The sequence below is a fragment of the Gimesia aquarii genome, from assembly GCF_007748175.1.
Lineage (GTDB): Bacteria > Planctomycetota > Planctomycetia > Planctomycetales > Planctomycetaceae > Gimesia > Gimesia aquarii_A.
The window spans coordinates 3,018,397-3,043,264 of sequence record NZ_CP037422.1 but is presented as its reverse complement, the minus strand read 5'-3'; the positions used below and the strand labels follow the sequence as shown (position 1 = coordinate 3,043,264).

At 47.0% G+C, this 24,868-nt stretch carries 2 protein-coding genes; both read right to left on the bottom strand.

Going from position 1 to position 24,868, the window contains the following annotated elements; all coding sequences use genetic code 11:
• Window positions 1-5: 5 nt before the first annotated feature.
• Entirely contained in the window at window positions 6-23,732 is a 23,727-nt protein-coding gene (locus V202x_RS11670) for a Calx-beta domain-containing protein (RefSeq protein WP_145174638.1), read from the bottom strand.
• Between the two features lie 742 nt (window positions 23,733-24,474).
• On the bottom strand, window positions 24,475-24,864 hold the full coding sequence (locus V202x_RS27790) for a hypothetical protein (protein ID WP_232098954.1): 390 nt from the start codon (window positions 24,862-24,864) through the stop codon (window positions 24,475-24,477).
• Window positions 24,865-24,868 lie beyond the last annotated feature (4 nt).

Below are 24,868 nucleotides of genomic sequence, written 5' to 3'. Positions count from 1 at the left end.
TAGTCCTACTCAAAAGGATTACTTCTTTTTATCAAACCTACAAACCATTCAACCCTCCCCCACATTTCTGGATTCGAATAAATTTGAAAAATTTCCCAGTCAGTATGTGTGCCTCTGTTAGATGCGACCTTAGTAACCGAATCCCAAGCGTTAATTTCTACGCCTCCAGGCCCTTGAAGATTAACAAGTATCTTTTGATTTTTGTCACTAAATCTATCCTTTATACCTGCTTTCCAATCATCTGGGTCTGCAAAAGACTTATAGTTAGTTGCATTATTACGTTTAGTAAAATCATCGAGATGTTCTTTTACTCCTATTGCGAATGGTTTAGGTTCACATGTATTATGCGCTAAAACCGGTGGCCCGCGATAGCCATTTTCGGCTACGAAGTAGTTATGTGGGCCTTTGACTTCAACGTTGTAGACGGTAATGCCTTCGGGGTGAGGTTCGTAGCGGGTGGATTTGACGGTGATGAAGTGGCCGTTGGCACCTTGTAGTTTAGTGCCGGGCTTCAGGTGTTTGGCTTCGACATATTCGTTGGCTGCTGAGGACCAGAAGGGGTGTTCGTTTGTAGTTTTGATGGTTTGTGTGGTGCCATCCTCGCCTTCGACTTCCAGTATGCGGAGATGATCGACTTGTCGTTTGAAGGTCTGGGTGACGGTTTTTTGTTCCCGCTGTCCCGTTTCATGGTTGAAGGCCATGATCGTATCGCCGACTTGATAATCGGCGACCGACTTGAGTTTGTATTCTGACGGTTTTAGTGGCGGTATATTCTGGGTTGCTGCTTGCTCATTTTGAGCGATCGACGCGATCGCCGGTTGTTTGCTGTCCGACTGGAACAGGCAGAACCCGCCGATCGAAAAGCAGAGTAGAATTGCGAACAGTCGCATCAGGAAGGACATTGGTTTCGCTTTTCTGGCTTTTGGTTTCAGTTTGTTTTCTGCTTTCTTCAGAGTCGGATTGGTATTGAATGTCGTTTCTGGTTGATGGTCTGCCTGTTTGGCTTTGATCATCGAATAGGGTGAAGCCAGGCCGGTGTTTTCTCGGGCCGGTTGATGGATTGAGAAAAAGGCATCTTGCTTCGGATTACCAGACTCCTTCGGCTGGTAGAGAATATCATCCAGCGCTTTATGATCACTGAAAATGAGGTCGTGTGGATTTGCGTGGGCTGGTTGGAAGTCAAAGAGTGACTTGCGTCTTAATCGCCGAACTTGCATCACGCCGAAACCGGTAATTGTCATTCCGACAATAAACCAGACAAAGCCAAGGTCCTCTTCTTTCGAACCGGGCAGTTCTTTTGTGGTCAGTTCGGTGGACCAGCCTGCATCGATCACTTCGACGGGGCCTTCCGCAAAGCACATGTCCTCTGTGAAGCACTGGCTGAAGGCTTTCTTCAGTCCACCGGCAGAGAGTGCGGCACCGCCGATGGCCAGCACATCTGACATGCCGAAGTTTCCGTTGGAGATGGATTGTCCAGCTGTTGCCAGTCCACCGGCGATGTCGGCGACTTCATAGGCGATGAGTGCTTTCTGAGCCAAGGAACCACATTGCACTAATCCAGGTCCAAATGCCCCGACGGCAATGCTGGTGACGACACCTGCTACGGCTCCGACTGTATAGCCGCTTTGATAATCGTCTAAGTTACCGTAGAGAGGTCCGATGTCGGGAATACTCAAGAGGCTGTCAAACGGGTTGATCGTATCCAGGAATCCATCGATGGCTCCCAGGCCACGGTCAAACAGCGAACCATCTTCATAATCATTTGCTAATTGGGTTAAGAACTCTTCGGCAGAAACTCCCGAGAGTGCCAGAATGCCAGCGAGGCCAGGAGGCAAGAGGGCGCTGGTAAAGCTCTCGTTGAGTCCTGCCAGTAGTCCATCCAGGAATGAGGGGTTCAGTGCTTCGATCTCAGCAAACGTGGAATAGCCCCCCATTCCTGTTGTCTCGAGAGTGTCAAAATCATAAGTATTTGAAATCCAGATCGGATGTGAATGGGATAGGGTATTATAGGATCCCTCAAAGAAAGCAGCTCCAGTATTATAGGTATAATAATTTGGTATCAGGTAAGCGTATTCTTCATCGAAATCGGTGCTGATGTCCTTGATTGTAGAAGTGGGAGTGCCGAGATTTTGTAAGCTTTCACTTACTACGTCGTAAGAACCTGTGAAAGAAACTTCTACCGTTGTAGTTCCATAACTGTATGCAGAGACGGGTACTTGGACAGATACTGGGTTCTCTGGGTCAGTATAGTCCATTTCCAAGTAGTAAGAATCTCCAGTGGTATGCCCCTCATCAAAATATGAACCATAGATGTTGACTGTAGCAGTCCCTGTAATTGAACTGGTTGAAAGTACATCTCCAGGGGCAATTGAATAAGTTTGAGTGGCGGTTGCATCGTAGGTACTTTTTCTTTCAGCAGTGTAAACTTCAGAGGCGCTGAAACTCATTCCAGGAGCGACTATGTCAGTTGTGTTTGTTCTCTCAGTAGCCGACTCTAATTTGGTATTCGATTTTTTTGTATTTGTCCCGTTGACTGTTTGGGTTGCTTCATCCCAGCTTTGTTCGTTCTTTGTCGTATTCGTTGTTTCTTTTGAGAAATAATCATAACCAGAGTATTTTTCCTCGTATGTACCAGTAACGATCGATCCGTCTTTGTTAATATCAATTGGGTAAGAAGACGTGACTTCTGGTACCACGATATCTATTTCGAGGCCGCTTTTTGTTTCGGAGACATGTTCAAACTTGATTGATGTTGTAACCGTGTTTCCACCCGAACCATTTGAAACACCTTTCGTTGTTCTAACATCTTTGTGTGACGATTTACTACTGCTGGTCGTTGTCTCGGTGTCTACTCTGCCAGAAGACTTTACCGTTTTCTCAATAAACGTCGAGTTTGTCGATTCAGATCCAGAGGTAGTTGTTTTTTCTATTTTGTCGAATTCTCCTGAGTCATAGATCTCGTGCTTATATGTATGACCTGCTGACGGGACCGTATTCGTTGTAATTACAATTGTCTTTGTGATTAAGTTACCCGAGTCTACTTCCTCTTCCCACTTATGAGTGTTTTTCACTGTTGATATAGAAGAAGCTTCATGTTTATAAGTGACTGTGCTCGGATCACCATTATAAGACTGGTCTTCCGGACTTGCGTACTCCCCATTACTGTTCAATGTCGACGAAGTTTTGTTCTTGATCGTCTCTTTGGACTTCTCTTCTGTTGATGTGCTGACGGAGATTGTATGTTTTTCGTTCACTCCGTTACCGTTGGTATCTTCTTCATACGGATCCGTATTGGGTGTGTTCAAACTTGTCTTTTTGTACTTTTCATGATAATCGGTCGTATCACTTGTTTTTTGACCGGACCAGACTTCATTGCCGTTGGTATCAAATTCAAGAACGGCAAAACCATCCGTGATGTCATGGTCCATGTCAACGGATTTCCGTTTTTCCACTCGATCCAAAAATGCTTTGTTGGATTGACTCCACTGCGCCTTCTTCTGTTTGGTCTCGCTTTCCTGGGTAACGGTGGTCTTTTCATTCTTATGTGATTTTGAGAACGCCGTTCCGGAGTCCGTTGTGTTCCCCGCGGAGTCAGTATCAGTTTGTGTGCTGACTAAGGCTTTGAAATTTGATGATCCCACGACTTCTGTGGTTTTTTCAATGATTGAGAGTGCACCATCGATTTCTGTTCGACTGTTGTCTGTCGAACTCCATTTCGAGAAACCTGAGATTTCAGCAACCGGTCCGGAGAAAATGATGGTACCGCCATTGCCGATATCTTCTGATGTTTCATCTGTACTCGAAGGGTCCTTGCCAGTGGTTCCGGTTGAGGATGTGGTATTCCCGTTAATGTCAGTATCTGATTGGGAATACGTGGTCATGTTCTCTTTGATTTCAGAGTAATTTTTATTGTTATTTGAATTGATGATTTTGATGTTCTTCGTTCCCTGGCTGGTCAACGTCGTTGTTTTCGAATTAGAATTATCATCTTGAACAGTCTTATTTTCGTAGGAACTGGAACTGCTGCTGGAACTGGATGTGGTAGAAGTTGTTCCCTGAGTCGTTGTGGTACTGGAAGAGGACTCATTAAAAGTCCCCCCTCCATTCCTCGTTAGCGATTTATGGGACTTGGAAGAGTTAATTGTAGTGCTGGCGTTGGGGTCAGTGGGGCTCGTAGCAGTTCCCGATTGAGAGCTGTCGGAAACACTCGAATAATCCCAATCATCTTCTCCCGAAGACCAGGAGCTCGAAAATACGGTCACTGTTTCGATACCATTGACGGGTGTGGAGCTATTGATGGTTAGACTCGAACCGGTAACAACATTATTCGTGTTATATTCATCATGCACATGTGATGTACCCTGTGTGGTGATGCCGTTACTGGTATTTGTGACCTTGGCATTCTGTATTTTGATATCTGTACTTTCGGAGGTTCCGTTTGTGTTGGAGTAATAAGACGAATTGGCAGTAGAAGTCCCATCGGCAAAGGATTCGCTAGAGCTACTGCCCCCCTCTGAAGTCGTTCCCATTCCTTCACTGGTCGTGGTCTTCTGCTCGTAGTTGTTGGCATCTTTGGTTGCAGTGAGTACCGAAGAGTTATCAAACGAAGTCTGCCCACTGGCTGTGTAAGTTTCGGTGCTCCAGCTTGTATTGCCCAATATTCCACGGCTGCTCTGGTGAGCAGAATTAATACTCTTCGTATTGTCAGTCACGTCTGAGTAGTTGTGTGAAACAACCGTCAAGGTCAGGTTTGCTTTGCTGGTATCAGTGGTATTAGCTTCCGAATGATCAGAGCTGTTTGTGACCGATGTGATTGCTGATTTTCCTGAAGCTCCCGTTTGTAAAGCAGAAGTCCCATCGGCAAATTTTTGGTCGCTTGAACTGACATGTTCTTCCGCCAGGCCAGTTGTCTCAACTGAGGAAGATTTGATTGAGGAACGATGTCCGCTGACACCATTCACATCCGTCAAATTAACAAGCTGTGATGAATCTGAAGATTCATTGGAAGTAAAGTTTTCGACACTGTCGTATTTGGAAGTTGTTAACGAAGCGACAGAACCATCGGCGTAGTAGGTTCCAGAACCATTCGAACTTGAATATTCCATCAAGAGTGATGCGGATGAATTTGTTCTACTACTGGTACTTGACTTGGTTAATCCTGTTTGTGGCGAAGAACTTGATGTTGAGGTGCTGGCGGCAGAACTCTGCGTGAGCGTGGTGGTATTCAAGGAATTATCATCGCGGAATGTACCAGCCCCGTCTGTGATGGTGGATTCGTTGTCGTATTTAGAGAACGAACTTGTTTGAATGGTCTGGGTTGATGTGCTTAAGGCAAAGCTGCTGACCCCGTTTCCGCTATCGTGACCACTTCCCTGGAGAGATCCGGTGCCATTGATCATGTCCTCGACTGTTGATTGATCTACAGTACCTTGATAGCTGCTGCCATCACCATTTTGCAGACTTCCGGTTACAGAGAGAGTGGAAGTTACACTTGAGGTAGAAGAATTACCGCTACCACTGGATTCAAAATGATTGGTTGTGGAAGTGGTGCCTCCGTTACCAGTATTGGAGCTGACACTTGAAGAATACTGACCTTTTCCACTGCTGCTGGAAGAATTGTTTTGAGAAAAGTTGGAAGTTGTACCAGCCGATGTCGTGTCGACGACAGTGACCAGAGAACTTGAGCTACTGCTGCTTTTCGTCTTACCTTGTTCGTCATAGGAGTTCGTTCCCGTCGTGGTACTGTTTCCACCTACGGTATGGGTGTTCGTGGTGTTATCGATATTGAATTTGCCGGTCGTGCTGTTACTGGTTGAGCCACTGGAAAACGTCGTGATCGTCCTGTTTGCCGTTGAGTTATCAGTCACATTGGAACTGAAACTACTATTGCCACCGCGGGCGAATTTACCTTCACCAAGGGGTACTTTGTAACTGGTGCTGATGGTGATGTCGAGCACGCCATTGATGATGGAACCATTAGCACTGGACCTGGTTGAGAATGTGCTGGATCCATTGTCGTAAGAAAAACTGGAACTGGAAGACGTGGGAGTTACGATGTTTGTAGTAACAGTATGGTCGTGTTTGTTTATTCCCCCTCCCAGGCTTTGACTGTAAACCGAACCGTTGGTGGAAGTCACCCCACCGACAGTGGATTCGGTGACATTGATTCTCGAGTCGTATGTGCTATTGCTCGAATTGGAAGAACTGCTTTTTCCAGTTGTAGTCGGAGTGCTGCGCGAACTGGATGCCGAATTGGAACTGTTGGTACTACCTTGACTATATTCATAAATTGTTTTCGTGGTCGACGCATTAGCATAGCCAGAACTAAATGTACCACTGAGATTAATGGTCTGGGAACCACTTTCTGATGCCATCGAGGATGCATTCGTCATGAAGGAAAGTGTGACATCTCCTTGTGCGCTGGTCCCGCTGGAGTTTGAGTTACTGGTATTGGAAGATGTGTAGTTCGTGGAACTGGCTCCGCTAATTGTTCCTGAAACCGACGTGTTTCCAGCGGTATCCCTATTGGTTAATGTGCTGACAGTATAGGTATAATTTCGCGTGCGATTAATGTTATTGGTTGAAGTTGAGGTCGAAGTAATCGAATCTCCGGGAGTTGTGTTATCCGTGAGATTCACTGTTTTGGTATAACTGAGTGTATAGGTGTCGTTGATGTTTGTTGTCGTTGATTGTGAGACGGAGGAAGAATACGTTCCATCATCATATGTCGTACGTGAACCACTGGTGGAATAGGTTTCCGTCTTCGTTCCAGTCAGACTGGAGCTATGATTGATCGTTGTTGATGTTGTCGCAGAGTTTTGGGTCGTTGTATTGGTGCTGACGGATTCGGAAATCGGTGTGATGATCGAGTTGGAGTAGCCGAATGTAGTTGTCGTTGTAGTATCGCCGTTGGAATCGGTTACTGAAGAAACGGAATTGTCACGGCTCCACTGGCCGTCATCTACGATATCTGTTTCAGGATCTACCACATCAATACCAACGCCTGTCGAACCAGAAACAGTAAAGCTGCTTGTGGTCTGTGTGCCAATATCGGCATTTGTGTAATCAACATCTGAAACAACTGGAGCAGCCAAATTACCGGTTGTAAACAGACTTTCTGCAATCAGTTGTGTTTCCACAAAGGTGCTGCCTGATTTAATCAAGTCATCCTGATTCGCTTTTTTGTAACCACTACCATCCGTTTGATATCCTTGAGAGCCTACGTTGGTGTAAATCGTTAGTGGGGCTGCCGCCGTCCACTGATCATTTCTGAACTCATCGGTACGGTATTCATGGACTTGATAAGTTGCGTTGCCGTTATAGCCATAGGCTTCGATGGTATAGCCATAAGTTCCAGTCTGTTCAAGTTCGTAACCTGACCCGTCTATGGCCGTATAATTTGTTTCAATGGTATAAGTCGTGGTTACGATCTTTCGCCAATACCATTCACCATCAACAGATTCCGTTCCTACGACCACAACAGTCGTCAATGTGTCTGTAATCACTTCAGTGATGTTGCCATCGACGTCGGTTGTGGTATCGGTATCTGTAAATGGTGTTGAGTCATTTGTATTGACGACACCAATTGTTACTAAGAAGCTGGCGTCAATGATGAGATCCCCTGCTTCATCATATTCAGGCCGGTAGACGCCTGCATTCTCGGAAGATTCTGTTTCTGCTGTAAATGGTTGTTCGAGTGAATCAGTATAGAATTTTGCATGTGCCTGTTCTGCAGGAGTGAATGGTCCTTGATCTACCTGTCCGGAGTCTTCACTTCCGTCTAGTTCTTCCAGAACTTCTGTCTCATAGGTAAACGTCAATGAGGCCCAGCTACCAAAATCATATTCGGCTTTTGAATCACTCCATTGGGCAGCGCGAACCTGAACTGTATATGTGGTTTCACCATTTAAATAGGGGCCAGCATCGAATAAAAATTCACCGCTCCCGGTGACATCGGTATAAGTTGTGCCTTCAGCAATGCCGTCACCATTGACATCAAATTCGATAGGAATAGCGCTGAGATCCGTGTCTGCATCGGTGACAACCCCAGAAATGAAGGTGCTGCTGGTGATACCATCCCCCGGTGTTCCGGTATCGTTCACCAGAGCGAGTGAAGTAACCTGAGGAAGTTCATCAATCCCGTTTGGATCCTCATAAGTAAAGGTGATCGAGGACCAGTCACCGTATTCAAAATCAAGAAGTCCTAAGTCCCAGACACCCGCTCTGACAGCAATCGTCAAACTGCCACTTTCCAAATCATGGCCAGACAGATCAAGTTCGAAATTTCCATTTTCACCCTCAGTGGTAACAGCCGACCCATCAAACAATCCATCACCGTCCAGGTCATATTCAATGAGCATGCCGTCCAGCAGGTCGGTGTCATAATAGGACACCGTTCCAATGAGAGTCGGGTCGCTGGTGATATTATCTGCTGGAGTGTCAGTATCATTGGCCAGTTCCAGATTTGTTACTTGTGGAGGGCCTGGTACCGAAGCCTCATAAGTAAATGTGAAGTCTGACCACTCACCGACGTATCCCGATGTTGTGTCGTCATCCCACCCCCAAACTTGCAATGAAACGACATACTCACCTGATCCATTTACATAATCGGTGAGGTCAATGATTGCTTCACCGGTAACTGCATCTATTGAATCGATACGGCCATCGGCGATTCCATCCTGATCAATGTCAAATAAAACGGCCTTTTCTTCGTAATCGCTTAGATCTCCTACAACGATCGCAGAGATACGCGGGTCGGTTGTGATTTTGTCGTCAGGCGTGTCCGTGTCATTGACTAATGCGATCGTATCAAAACCGGGAAGAATTTCGACAATCGGTTCATATGTAAATGTTACTGAGGACCAGGTGCTGTAAACGTAATCCTCAATGTTGGCATCCCATTCTCTGGCACGAACGGAAATGGTATTTTCACCTTCCGGTATTTGGTCTGAAAGGAAGTCCATCGTAAAGCTGGCTGTGCCTGTGGCTGCTGTATAAACAAAACCGTCCAGTACCTGATCCCCGTCAAGATCATATTCAACGATGAGATTGTTTGCGGTACCATCAGAATTGGTGACAGTTCCTGTCAGTGATGAATTTGAAGTGATGCCGTCACCATCGATATCTGTATCTTCCACCAGACCTACCTGGGTGATGACAGGAACAGCGTTCACTGGGGCATCACGCGTAATTGTGAGTTCAGTCCAGTCGCTATAAATAAATTCCAGATTGACAGTATCCCAGTCTTTCGTGCGGGCCAGGATTGTGATCTCTCCATAACCAATTTCTGTGGTAAAATCCTGACTGAAAGCTCCTGCTGTGACTGTCGTAGTGGCATCTACCTCGTTGTCCTGATTCAGGTCAAATTCCACCACTGGCTCATCGCCACCATTCGTATTTGCTGCCTGTCCTGTAAGACGGACGAGAGCCGTTGTTACGATGTCTGCAACAAAATTGGTAACAAGATCTGCATTGGGATCAATTTCTTCAGGATCAACAAGTGGATCATGGTTTTCGACATAGACAAAGGAGAGATAGTTCCAATCACCGGTCTCAATCACATTGCCATTTTCATCTACTTCTACGGCACGGGCATACAAGCTGACGTCCCCATAGGGAACATCTAGACCGACGTCATAACGGAACTCATTAATCGCGGCGATATTAAGATCCGTTGTCTGATCGAATTCAAGGTCGCCATCGAAATCAAACTGAATGCGAACAAATTCAACTCCACGCGTTGAAGAGACTTGACCCGTTACCCTGGCATCTTCAGTCAGCAAATCGTTGCTGAACTCTGTGTCATTATACAGAGCTAGTCCGGTTAGCTCTGGTGCAGGTCGATCAACCACACTGATAGTCAAAGTTGCCGTAGTCGTTCTGCCATGTTCATCTTCGATCGTATATTTAAGGGATTCATTACCCACAAAGTTTGTGTTTGGAGTGTAGATGATCGTACCAGGATCAGATCCTGCAGGATTGACTTCAATTGTTCCAAATAGTGGTTCATCGACCGAAATCAAGGTGAATGTGTCTGTGTCTATGTCTGAATCATTAGTGAGGACATTAATAGTGACAGGTTCTGTTTCATAAGTCTCTATTGTGTCATCTTCTGCAGTAGGTGCTGCATTAGCAAACATGGTTAGCGTGACTGTGGCTGTTGTGGTATTTCCAAGGATGTCTGTTACTGAATAGGTAAACGTATCTGTTCCTGTATAGTTTTCATCTGGTGTATAAGAAAATGTCCTTGTGAGATCTTCATTGGTTAGTGTAGTTATTGTGCCATTTACCGGTGCAGAAGTGATCGCGACAGAGACGTGATCCCGATAGCTGGCGTTAGTCAAGATATCGATGTCGCTAACAGTATCCTGAGAAATGGAAACCGATTCGTCAGATAATGTGTATGCCGGCAAGGTAATTAATTCAAAAGAGAGTGTTGTCCAATCACCGATTGCTCCTGTGGTATTATCAACAAGTCGTGCGGCAACAGTGACATTTCCACTGGAAATCGATGCTGAAGGGTCAACAGTGAATTGTCCTGTCAGATCCAGAGTGGTTGTGCTATCAACAATACCGTCATTCTCAAAATCAAGTTGGACAGTGAAGTTTGAAAAATCTTCGGTGGTGGTAACTTCTCCTGTGAATGATGAGTAAACAGTAATCTGATCATCATTCGTTCCTGAATCTGTATCCAATTCCAGTGAATCAATAACGGCGTTAACGACCAAGGGGGGATTGTAAGTAAATGTGATTGTAGACCATTCACCAGAAATGTATTCATTTTCTGTCGAATTTAAACCTAAAGCACGAACTTGGATGGTGTGTTCACCCGCTTCAAGATCATTACCCAAGTCATAAGTAAACTGCTGGTTCGAACCTTGTGCTACGGAGAAATCAGAGAAACCGTCATTGTCGAGGTCGATTTGCAGGGTATATTCGCTGTTGGTTCCATCATCGGTAATCATACCTTTGATAGTGGCATCAGAAGTAATCAAGTCCCCATCAATGTCTGTGTCATTTTCAAGCGATAAGCCAGTAATAACGGGAATGGCTACATCAGTTACTGGATTATAAGTAAAAGTAATTGTGGACCAATCACCGAAAATGTATCCATCATCACCCGTTATGAAGCCTAAGGCTCGTACTTGGATGGTGTGTTCGCCTGCTTCGATATCATCTCCCAGATCATAAGTAAATTGCTGGTTCGGACCTTGTTGCACGGAGATATCAGAGAAACCGTCATTGTCGAGATCAATGTGTAAAAAGTATTCGTCGTTAGTTCCATCGTCAGTAATCATACCTGAGATAGAGGCATCGGAAGTAATTAAATCACCATCAACGTCTGTGTCATTTTCAAGCGACAAGCCCGAGATTAAGGGGGTTCCTGCAGCAGGGGTTGAGTTATACGTGAAAGTGAATGAAGTCCAATCTCCATAAATATTGGATGCACTCTGTGTGTCCCATTCTCCAATCCGTACTTGAATCGTTACAGAGCCATTTGTGAGATAGCTTTGCAGATCAGCCTCAAAGAATTCTGATTCATTGTTGAACGAAAGGTTTGCAATACCATCATCATCTGTGTCGACTTGAATTTCATAAGTGCTGTTAGACTGATCGGAATCAGTCAAAACTCCGGTTATCAAAGCATTGGATGTAATTAGGTCTCCTTGAATTCCAGTGTCATTAGCCAATCCAAGTGAGGCTACTTGAGGTGGTTGATTAATCTCGGTGATTGTTGCAATTCCGAGGTCGTCTGGGATCGAGACATGTGGGCTCGCCGTTAACGCGTTATCTAAGTGAATGAAAAACTGTTCTGTTATTTCGACAGTACTATCTTGTAATAAATTGATAGTAATTGTCTGAGTTTCCCCAGCATTTCCTGCAAAGTTTAGAGTTCCTATTGCTGAAATATAGTCGATTCCGTCAATGGCTGTATCATCAGAAGTACTCCAATCAACTGAGAATCCTTCGACTACGGCTTTATCCAGAGTTAGAGTTATCCCTACTGTTCCGTCAGTTTCATTGACGGTGGTATCACTGATGCTTAGTGTTGCATTGGAGCCTGTTATTGTAATCGTTGCGGTGGCCATATCTGTACCCCCATCGCCGTCGTCGATGGTATAATCGAAGGTGTCGATAGTGGTTTCACCTGCAGCAAGTGAATCAAACTGACCGTTCGGATCATAGCTGAAGTTACCAGTAGAATTAAGGGTTAACAAAGCGCCGGAACTAAGGGAGAATTGTGTTCCTATGGTCCCCCCATCAACGGCAATGACAGTCAGCACCTGACCTTCGGCATCACTGTCAATCGTTGTGGGATTGGCATTAAGCACATTTTCTGTGCTGAGTACGGTCGTTTCATCAGTTTCGAAGAAATCGTCGATCGCAATTGGCGCATCGTTAACGCCGGTGATGGTGATCGTGGCAGTCTGCGGGACGCTGCCGCCGTTTCCATCCGTGACATTGTAGGTGTAAGTAATGACTTCGATTTCATCGGCGGCCAACCCAGTATAGGCATTCGGGTCGATTCCGAGGCTGGTTCCGTTGTCGGTGATGCCGGAGGCGTCTCCACTGACAAGTGTCAGACCATTCACGCCGAGGATGTCCGTGGTATCGAGATCGTTGGCTCCCGTCAGCAGATCCAGACTGAAACTGACGTCATCTTCAGTGGCTGCGGTGTTTAAAGCACTGACCGTGGGCACGTCGTTAACGCCGGTGATTGTGATCGTGACAGTCTGCGGCACGCTGCCGCCGTTTCCATCCGTGACATTGTAGGTGTAAGTAATGACTTCGATTTCACCGGCGGCCAACCCAGTATAGGCACTCGGATCGATTCCGAGGCTGGTTCCGTTGTCAGTGATGCCGGAGGCGTCTCCACTGACAAGTGTCAGACCATTCACGCCGAGGATGTCCGTGGTATCGAGATCGTTGGCTCCTGTCAGCAGATCCAGACTGAAACTGACAGCATCTTCGGTGAATTCAGAATTCACGGCCACACCCACTGTGGGCGCATCGTTGACACCGGTGATTGTGATTGTGGCAGTCTGGGCCACACTCCCCCCGTTGTTATCAATCACGTTATAGTGATAGACAATCACTTCGGATTCATTGGCAGCCAAGCTCTGATAAGCACTCGGGTCGATCCCGAGGCTGGTTCCGTTGTCGGTGATGCCGGAGGCGTCTCCACTGACAAGTGTCAGACCATTCACGCCGAGGATGTCCGTGGTATCGACATCGTTGGCTCCCGTCAGCAGATCCAGACTGAAACTGACGTCATCTTCGGTGGCTGCGGTGTTTAAAGCACTGACCGTGGGCACGTCGTTAACGCCGGTGATGGTGATTGTGACAGTCTGCGGCACGCTGCCGCCGTTTCCATCCGTGACATTGTAGGTGTAAGTGATGATTTCGATTTCACCGGCGGCCAACCCAGTATAGGCATTCGGGTCGATCCCGAGGCTGGTTCCGTTGTCAGTGATGCCGGAGGCGTCTCCACTGACAAGTGTCAGACCATTCACGCCGAGGATGTCCGTTGTATCGAGATCGTTGGCTCCCGTCAGCAGATCCAGGCTGAAACTGACATCATCTTCGGTGAATTCAGAATTCACGGCCACACCCACTGCGGGGGCATCGTTGACACCGGTGATTGTGATCGTGGCAGTCTGGACCACGCTCCCCCCGTTGTTATCAATCACGTTATAGTGATAGACAATCACTTCGGATTCATTGACAGCCAAGCTCTGATAAGCACTCGGATCGATTCCGAGGCTGGTTCCATTGTCAGTGATGCCGGAGGCGTCTCCACTGACAAGCGTCAGACCATTCATGCTGAGGATGTCCGTGGTATCGACATCGTTGGCTCCCGTCAGCAGATCCAGACTGAAACTGACGTCATCTTCGGTGGCTTCGGTGTTTAAAGCACTGACCGTGGGCACGTCGTTAACGCCGGTGATTGTGATTGTGGCAGTCTGCGGCACGCTGCCACCGTTTCCATCCGTGACATTGTAGGTGTAAGTAATGACTTCAATTTCACCGGCGGCCAACCCAGTATAGGCATTCGGGTCGATCCCGAGGCTGGTTCCGTTGTCGGTGATGCCGGAGGCGTCTCCACTGACAAGTGTCAGACCATTCACGCCGAGGATGTCCGTGGTATCGAGATCGTTGGCTCCCGTCAGCAGATCCAGACTGAAACTGACATCATCTTCAGTAGTCGTGGTATTTAAAGCACTGACCGTGGGCACATCGTTAACGCCGGTGACGGTGACGGTGACGATTCCAGTGTTGCTGACAGCACTATGGGAATCAGTGGCAGTATAAGAGAAGGTAACCTGGCGTGTTTCCCCAGTGGCCAGATCCTGGAAGTCGGTTTCCGGATCGAAGGTGAAGGTACCATCATTGTTGGAAGTGACTGAACCTTCTGTGGGAAGTGTGATGAAATTATAGGTCAGTGAATTGGGATCATCTTCGGTGTCCAGGTCGGATGCTAGTATGCTTGTGGTGACTGTGGTGCCATCTTCTGTGGCAGCAATGCTTTCATTAATTGCTACAGGGATCGAATTGACTTTTTCAATTCGCATAGCGTCAGCAATCACATAACCATCAGCCAATTCATTGGCCATCGTCACCGTAATAGATCCATTGGTGTCGATTTTGAAGAAGCCCAGATCCTGCCAGTCAAATCCGTTATCTGTGACGTCGGCCCGCAGGGACTGCTGGTCGATGGTTTGCACGACATCACCACCGACAATTCCAGAAACAGTCACTTCTGTATTTGTGGCCCGACTGGCATCGGCATACCACTGTCCTGAAATTCGATAGGTACCGGCAATAAGGTCTGTAAATTCCCAACTAGCGGTCACTCCCGGATTCGCACCCGGTGACATATAATAAGTATCATCACTGTAATAAATATTCTGCGTCAGATAGGTCCACCCACTCGGACTGATTGAAAAACCGGTATCCCCATCGTCAATGATTTTTAAATAATCTTCGTTGACGATCGTTCCTATTCCCTGCGAGTCTGCCAGGACAACATTCAGTCCACCAGCTTGTACGTTTGACAAATTGACCAGGAAGTTTTCATCTGACTCCTGGGTAGGATCATTATTGATGACAACAGTGACGGTCTGAGTTTCACCTGCAGTTCCCACAAAATTCAAAGTGCCGTTGGTAGCGGTATAGTCGGAGCCTGCGGTTGCCGTGCCATCGGCGGTGGAAAAGTCGACAGAAAAAGCTGAGCCTGTAGCCAGACTGGAAGTGACAGTAAATGTTGCAGTTCCCTCATCTTCATTAATGCTGACATCACTGATAGACAAAGCGCTGTCAACTTTTTCGAGTCGCATGGCATCAGCAATCACATAACCATCAGCCAGTTCGTTAGCCATCGTCACCGTAATAGATCCATTGGCGTCGACCGTGAAGAAGCCCAGGTCCTGCCAGTCAAATCCGTTATCTGTGACGTCGGCCCGCAGGGACTGCTGGTCGATGGTTTGCACGACATCACCACCGACAATTCCAGAAACAGTCACTTCTGTATTTGTGGCCCGACTGGCATCGGCATACCACTGTCCTGAAATTCGATAAGTACCGGCAATAAGATCTGTAAATTCCCAATTGGCGGTCACTCCCGGATTCGCACCCGGTGACATATAATAAGTATCATCACTGTAATAAATATTCTGCGTCAGATAGGTCCACCCACTCGGACTGATTGAAAAACCGGTATCCCCATCGTCAATGATTTTTAAATAATCTTCGTTGACGATCGTTCCTATTCCCTGCGAGTCTGCCAGGACAACATTCAGTCCACCAGCTTGTACGTTTGACAAATTGACCAGGAAGTTTTCATCTGACTCCTGGGTAGGATCATTATTGATGACAACAGTGACGGTCTGAGTTTCACCTGCAGTTCCCACAAAATTCAAAGTGCCGTTGGTAGCGGTATAGTCGGAACCGGCGGTTGCCGTGCCATCAGCGGTGGTATAGTCGACAGAAAATGCCGTCCCTGTAGCCAGACTGGAAGTGACGGTGAATGTTGCAGTTCCCGCATCTTCATCAATGCTGATATCGTTGATAGACAAAATGCCGTCAACTTTTTCGAGTCGCATGGCATCAGCCATTACATGGCCATCAGCGAGATCATTGGACACAGTAACGTTGATGGTACCATTGGCGTCGACTGTGAAGAAGCCCAGGTCCTGCCAGTCAAATCCGCTGTCGTTCACGTCGGCTGTCAAGTTTTGTTGATTGATTGTTTGTGTAACCGATCCTCCTTCAATTCCGGATACCGTATACTGTGCATTCGTAGCTCGGCTAGGATCGGTTTGCCAGAACCCTGAGATACGATAGGTGCCGGCAGGAAGATTATCAAACTCCCAGCTGGCAGTCACTCCCGGATTTGCTCCCGGAGCTACGTAATAACTGTCTTCGCTATAGTAATAAGGGCCAGTCGCCGAATGGTATACCCAATCACTCGGATCGATTGAGAAACCGGTATCCCCATCATCGATGATTTTTAAATAATCTTCATTGACGATCGTTCCTATTCCCTGCGAGTTTGCCAAGACAACATTCAGACCACCAGCTTGTACGTTTGACAAATTGACCAGAAAGTTTTCATCTGACTCCTGGGTAGGATCATTATTGATGACAACAGTGACGGTCTGAGTTTCACCTGCAGTTCCCACAAAATTCAAAGTGCCGTTGGTAGCGGTATAGTCGGAACCGGCGGTTGCCGTGCCATCAGCGGTGGTATAGTCGACAGAAAATGCCGTCCCTGTAGCCAGACTGGAAGTGACAGTGAATGTTGCAGTTCCCGCATCTTCATCAATGCTGATATCGTTGATAGACAAAATGCCGTCAACTTTTTCGAGTCGCATGGCATCAGCCATTACATGGCCATCAGCGAGATCATTGGACACAGTAACGTTGATGGTACCATTGGCGTCGACTGTGAAGAAGCCCAGGTCCTGCCAGTCAAATCCGCTGTCGTTCACGTCGGCTGTCAAGTTTTGTTGATTGATTGTTTGTGTAACCGATCCTCCTTCAATTCCGGATACCGTATACTGTGCATTCGTAGCTCGGCTAGGATCGGTTTGCCAGAACCCTGAGATACGATAGGTGCCGGCAGGAAGATTATCAAACTCCCAACTGGCAGTCACTCCCGGATTTGCTCCCGGAGCTACGTAATAACTGTCTTCGCTGTAGTAATAAGGGCCAGTCGCCGAATGGTATACCCAATCACTCGGATCGATTGAGAAACCGACGTCGCCATCATCGATGATTTTTAAATAATCTTCATTGATGATAGTTCCAATGCCCCACAGTGTTGTTACACCTCCCTCAAAGCTTATGTTGTTAGAATAAGCAGTTGAGAGAGTTGTTTGTGGTGAAATTGAACTATAAAACGTATTAGGAAATGCGTAGCTAAATATTTCATCAGCTTCAATCTTTGTATCACCATTGACAGAATAAGAGACAGTAGTGGAAGTTGCCCCTGCGGTGATTGTGGACCAGTTACCAATGTGTGGATCTGTGAAATCTCCGTCCGCCTCGGTTGCTGTGTTATCAATAGCTCGGGACCAGAAATGAAAGTCTATGTCTAAAGGATTGGAAATATTGACCACAAAATCGAATTGTGTGGTCCCGCCATCACCTTCCAATTGTGAAACGTTGGTATTTTGTAATGAAATAACCGTGGTGTCATTGTTGAAAATTGTGCCTGTTGCCTGAGAGTCTGTCAAAGCAATATTTAAGCCAGTCGCTTGAACATTCGATAAATTGACAAAGAAATTCTCGTCAAGTTCTACAGTATTGTCGTCACTGAGTTCCACTGTAATCGTTTGTGTTTCACCTGCAGTTCCCACAAAATTCAAAGTGCCGTTGGTAGTGGTATAATCAGAGCCTGCGGTTGCCGTGCCATCGGCGGTGGCAAAGTCGACAGAAAAAGCTGAGCCTGTAGCCAGACTGGAAGTGACGGTAAATGTTGCAGTTCCCTCATCTTCATTAATGCTGACATCACTGATAGACAAAGCGCTGTCAACTTTTTCGAGTCGCATGGCATCAGCAATCACATAACCATCAGCCAGTTCGTTAGCCATCGTCACCGTAATAGATCCAATGGCGTCGACCGTGAAGAAGCCCAGGTCCTGCCAGTCAAATCCGTTATCTGTGACGTCAGCCCGCAGGGACTGCTGATCGATGGTTTGCACAACATTACCACCGACAATTCCGGATACAGTCACTTCTGTATTTGTGGCCCGATTGGCATCGGCATACCACTGTCCTGAAATTCGATAAGTACCGGCAATAAGATCTGTAAATTCCCAACTGGCAGTCACTCCCGGATTCGCACCTGATGACATATAATAAGAATCATCACTGTAGTAAATATTCTGTGTCAGATAAGTCCACCCACTCGGACTGATTGAGAAACCGGTGTCGCCATCGTCAATGATTCGCTTATAAACTGAGTTGTTGACGTGGAAACCGCCATTCGTTCCCGTGCCGGATAGATTCACTACGTTCGCTTCCAGTGGATTGCCAACCGTTCCCACTGAGTTCAAGGCATTCAAGATTGCCGTAGTCGCAAAGATATCGGATCTTTCGTCGCCATTATCCAGAATGGAGCCGGAGGTAGAATCAACGGTGACCGTTCCCGAGGAAATCAAACTGGTTAAATGAATATCTCCATCTGCATTTAAATCAATATTTCCTGTGCCGGCGTTAATCCAGGTATCGTCGTAAATGAAAAGAAATCCACCATTATTACCCACACTATTGTCAGCAGTAACAGTCACATCACCTGAGCTTGTATTGATTGACCTGTTCCCTCCAAGGACAACATCATCTTCTACTATAATAGTGATATCACCTGATTGACTTTTCACATCTGTGGCAAATAGGAAAGTACCGTAATTGGTTGCTCCACCTGTCCCACCGTCACCATTGATTGTGATGGTGGCAGCATCGACTCCTGTTCCTGTTGAAGAAATTTTGCCATTTGTTGTCAAGACACCAAAATGATTACCACCAGCACCAGCACCACCTTGTCCGGTGACTATGATATTTCCGTCAACACTAGTAATTAGATCATGCGTTAAAGTAGTCGACCAAAGCGTTACACCATAGTTTCTTTCACCTGCTGCATTTCCACCTGTTCCATTGATTGTGACGGTTGCTGCATTGATTCCTGTTCCCAAAGATGAAATAACAGTATTGATCAACTCAACTCCAAAATGATTTGTGCCAGCCCCATTATAGCCTTGACCAGTAATCGAAATATTACCATCAATACTGGTGACTTTGGCTGGTTCTGAGGCTGCATTTGAATGGAATTTTACACCGTGACCGAGGAAATTACTTGCTCCTCCTGTGCCGTCAATCGAGATGGTAGCGGCATTGATTCCGGTACCTGTGGAACTAATTTCGCTACCATTAAAAACCATGACGCCAACATTTCCTGCACCAGTTCCATCTGTCCCTTGTCCAGTTAATTGGATACCACCCATGACACTGGAGATTATTGAATTCGTATTAAGAAAGATTCCCAGATTACTTGCTGTGCCAGTTCCGCCGGTACCATTGAGGGTAATCGTGCCTGCATTCACATTGGTGCTGGTGCTTAAGAGATTACTTGATTTCAGATAAATTCCATAATCATCGTCTGAATTTCCTCCAAAGCCCGTTAACGAGATATTGCCTGTACCCGTTGATTGAATCGTAGCGTTATCGGCATCAATACCAATGAAGTCACCCGTTGTTAAACCTCCATCATTGGCCAGTAAGGTAATCCCACCATCGACGGTGGTCAGGCTGCTGGTAGTAGTCAGGGCAATGTTCCGGCTGGCGGTCAGCGAAACAGCACCGCTTGTCGAAGAAATGCCACTGCTCACGGTGATGGTTTGCGCGTTAACCGTCAGATCATTGGCTCCCATGACCGTACTGTTCGTCTGGAAGTTGACATCATCATCTGCATCACCAGTAATGGTAAGGCTGCTTGCATTCAGGCTGTCAAGACCTTGTACGTTGATTGTATCCGCCCCATTGCCTGAGTTGGTTAATACTGTGACAGCTGATGACGTATTTGCAAACGTGACTGCGGCTCCCAGAGTCGAATCAATGTTGGAAAATCCATCGTTACTGGTCCCGTGATCTGAGAGTGTGACTGTTTCAGCAGCGCCTGCGAAATCGAAGATGCGATTGGTGGTAGCCAGGTCGTCGGTCAGCGAAGCGGTGTTCGTGTAGTTAATGATCTGCCCGTCAATGGAAATACTGCCTGAAGTATCACTGTTAAGAGTATGTGTCACAGTCGTCAGAGAGCCGGTGTAGCCAGCGGTATCCAGCACGAGGGTACCGCCGTCTGTTTCGCCGTCAAAGTTGATATTGCCTGTTGGAAAAGGAAGACCGTTACTGAGATCGACTGTAAATGTATCAGCGCCTGCACCGCCGTTGATGTTGAGTTCGGCAATCTCAGCCAGCAAGCCCGAGTAAACGAGTGTGGAATTATTTAACACTTCCAAAGTCAGACCATCGGCGTTCATTTGCAGCTGGAAATTATCAGCCGCTGCTGAGCCATCGATTGTGACACGATCATCATCTATGATAGTTCCGGTTCCACTCGGATCTACCAGGCCAACAGTTTCACTAGCCACCACATTACTCAGATTGACGAGAAATGTTTCATCGGATTCTGCAATGAAATCATCATTGAGCGTAATGGTGATTGTTTGAGATTCCCCGGCAGTTCCTGTGAAATTCAGAGTTCCTGAACCTGCTGTATAGTCAGCGCCTGCGGTCGCGGTCCCATTGGCGGTAGACCAGTCAACGCTCACCCCTCCCAGAACTGCTTCAGACAGGGTCACAGTAAATGTGGCAGTCCCTGCATCTTCACTGATACTGACATCATTGATTGAAAGCGTGCTTTTAACTTTCTCAAGTCTCATGGCCGACGCATAGATCGTACCGTTGACTAAATTGTCACTGATTGAAACAGTCAGCGTTCCATCTTGTGCGACTTCAAAATAACCAAGGTCTTCCCAACCCACACCGTCGTCAGTAACGTCGGCATTCAAGGTGATCATGTCAAACGTACCATTGACTGTTCCTCCCACAATTCCAGATACAGAATACGGAACATTGTCCGCACGATCGACGCCTTGAAGCCAGTGAGTTGACAGTCGATAGGTACCGGCAGGCAAGTCTGAGAAAGCCCAGCTTGCAGTATTCGCTCCCGTTGCTGCGCTACCACCATCGAGAATATAGTAAGCATCGTTCTGATAATATCCAGACCAGTTATAGTGGACCCAGTCCGGTCCGGAAATACTAAAACCAACGTCCCCGTCATCGATGATTTTGATCGAATCCTCATTCAAGATCGTTCCTGTAGCCGTTCCGTCGCCAATGGCAATTCTCGCAGCGTTAGTCGCTCCATTGTATTTAGGATCTGAGAGTACGACGGTAAACGTCTCATCGTTTTCAAGCACATTGTCGTTGGTGACACTGACGGTAACGGTAGTCGAGGTTTGTCCTGCGGCAATGGTCATCAGTTGGTTGCTGATCGCGGTAAGGTCACTCGCGCCCGCTGTGCCATAAGCGGTACTGGCGAGGACCGTCACATTCTGATCAGTGGCATGATTGATGCTGACCGTAAAGGTGAAGGTACCATCTTCATTGGCCGTGGTATCGCTGATCGAAAACAGCTCACGGTTATTGATATTTACATCGCTGGTTCCTGATACCGCAGTGTGAGCATCCATCTGTGTGGTCAGTGGGTTGGCGACCGTACCAATTGAACCGGCGGCCGTCAAAGCAGCCGTCGCAGCAACGATATCGATATTTGTATCGTCATTGTCCAGAATGGATCCGGAAGTGGAATCGACAGTGACGGTTCCCGTTGCCACCAGGCTTGTTAACGAGATGTCGCCAGCCGCATCCAGGTCGATGTTACCACTGCCCGTACTAAGTACAGCGGTCCCATTAATTGTCATGTTACCTGTATTGCTGGCACTCAGGTAATTGGCGGTAACCTGGAGATTTCCTGATGTGGCCGTGATATCGCTATTGGTGCTAAACAAGAGATCTCCATCTGAAATCATCATGATATCAGCGTTAACACTACTGATGTCATTCTGCGAACTCACAGAAATGCCTTGATTGTAGGTTAGCCCGGCGCCTGCCAAACCGTGAATACTAATGGCGGCAGTACCCGTTGAAGTAATAGTGTTTGGTGCTCCAAACACTATCCCTTCATTACTGCTCCCGGTCACATCACCGGCGCCCTGGCCGGTGATTGAGATATCACCATCGACGCTCGTTAGGGAAAACTGAGCAGTCCGGATACCACGGTTGATGCTGATTCCGTTACCGGCTGTTCCATCCAGGGTAATCGTAGCGGCATTGACGCCGGTACCGGTCGAACTGATGCTGGAGTCGTGCAGATAAAGGCCATTATTATTAATTGCTGTGCCATCACCGCCTCCCTGGCCAGTTAGAGAAATGGCACCATCGACGCTGCTGATTGAAGCATCAATTAAGAGTATTCCATGCTGATAACTGGCTGCACCTCCACCCGTTCCATTCAGTGAAATGGTGCCCGCTGAAACTCCGGTCGCGGTCGAAGTGACAGAAGTGCCGCCGTATAAATAAATCCCATCACCATCACCACTGATGGACGTGAACGCGACATTACCAGATCCCGTTGATTGAATGGTTGCGTTATTCGCATCGATTCCGATAAATGTGCCGGTTGTTGTGCCACCTGAATTAGCGACTAAAGTAATCCCCCCATCGACGGTGGTCAGACTGCTGGTGGTATTCAGGGCAATGTTCCGGCTGGCGGTCAGTGAAACGGCACCGCTTGTCGAAGAAATGCCACTGCTTACAGTAATGGTTTGCGCGTTGACTGTCAGATCGTTGGATCCCATGACCGTACTGTTCGTCTGGAAATTAACATCATCGTCTGCATCGCCGGTAATGGTGAGGCTGCTTGCGTTAAGACTGTCGAGACCTTGTACGTTTATCGTATCCGCACCACTGCCTGTATTGGATAAGACCGTGACTGCCGATGACGTATTTGCAAACGTGACCGCGGCTCCCAAAGTCGAATCAATGCTGGAGTATCCATCATTGGTGGTCCCGTGATCGGAGAGTGTGACTGTTTCAGCAGCGCCTGCGAAATCGAAGATGCGGTTGGTCGTATCCAGATTGTCGGTCAATGAAGCGGTGTTCGTGTAGCTAATGATCTGGCCATCGATTGAAATACTGCCTGAAGTATCACTGTTGAGAGTATGTGTGACGGTCGTCAGAGAGCCGGCGTAGCCAGCGGTATCCAGAGTGATTGAACCGCCGTCTGCTTCACCGTCAAAGTTGATATTGCCTGTTGGAAAAGGAAGACCATTACTGAGATCGACTGTGAATGTATCAGCGCCAGCCCCACCATTGATGCTGAGTTCAGTCACATTAGTCAACAGGTCCGAAAACACAAGCGTCGTATCGTTCCAGACTTCAAGAGTCACGCCATCAGCGTTCATTTGGAGTTGGAAATCATCCGCCGCTGATGTGCCATCTATAATTTGTGCCGTCAATAGCGTCCGTTCTTCTAAGCGGTCAACGGTCGACAAGCAGTTTTGCTGGATGGCTTGCCAACGTTTACGAATGGCACGGCGAGCGCGCGAATTATAGCGTGGGCGTCGTTGTATAGTGGAGACCAGAGCACTTAGCCAGTTGGAAATGAGCACAGTTTAACTCCTTATAATGCGATCACAAACCTGATATTCCGTTAAGATTCGCTGCACTTGACCGGTAATGTGGTTATTTGAATAAAGAAAGATGTCTAAAAGAAGCATCTATTCACATAAACCCTTATAGATATATGGGTTTGTGAAACGATGTTCGATGGCAGGCTTGGGAGGAGAATACCTTGCAAGATATGGAAGATCTATACAGAAAGTAAGCTTTTTCCGATATTTATAAAAATATCAAATAACAGGATAAAAGGGGTTGAATCGTGTGGTACAGGAGCTTTTTAGGTGAGTGCATTTCAAACGAGCACTTTATTACCTACTACCACACCAGATTTAAAGACCTTTGCCCTATTGTTTTATTGATGTATGAATTCTTAGTTGGAGTATGAAGTCCCGATCAATCAAAAGACATTATTGAAAATATGTCTCTTTTCTGATCGGCTATCCATCCGGTGCTAAATGGCTCGTCCTGCTTGTTATCGAATTTCGCAGCAATTTGGCGAATTTGCTTAGATGTTATCCATTGATCAACGTTTTGTTTGCTGACTTCTGACATCACAGGAATGTCGCGCGCTTTAATCAGATTAATCGCTTCGATACTCGAGTTTGAAAGATCTTACATTATGACATACTTTTGAATCGTCAGAGAGCTACTTGTTTGTGTCATGCGACATGGTGTACCATGACTCGTTTGTTACAGATATAGCAATCGGAGGTAGGTTGTCTACAGAGCCGGTCAGGTCTCTTTTCTCGGTCTTCCGCGGGGGCGAGTTGTGCTTTCGAGGGACAGTCGAATGGCTGTATTGCAGGTCCATTTGTTATCGCCAAAGGGTGTGCCGCGGGTGATGCACTTTCTAACGGCAGTCAGTTCGGTCTCCGTTTGTGGTTTGTTAACCAGTGATCGCCATTGGCGTGGTAGCGGTGGATTTTTGGGTTTTGCCAGCCACGCGGGAGGCGTTCCCTTTTGCCGTCGTGCCCAGGCGGAGCCGTACTCCCATTCCTCAGCACGTCTGACGAGATTCGCTCGCAGCGGATTGCGTTCGACATAGCGCATCACAGTCAGCAAATGAACGGTCGTCTGATTGAATCGGGAACGACTTGAATCGTCCTTGGTATAAGTGACCACTTAC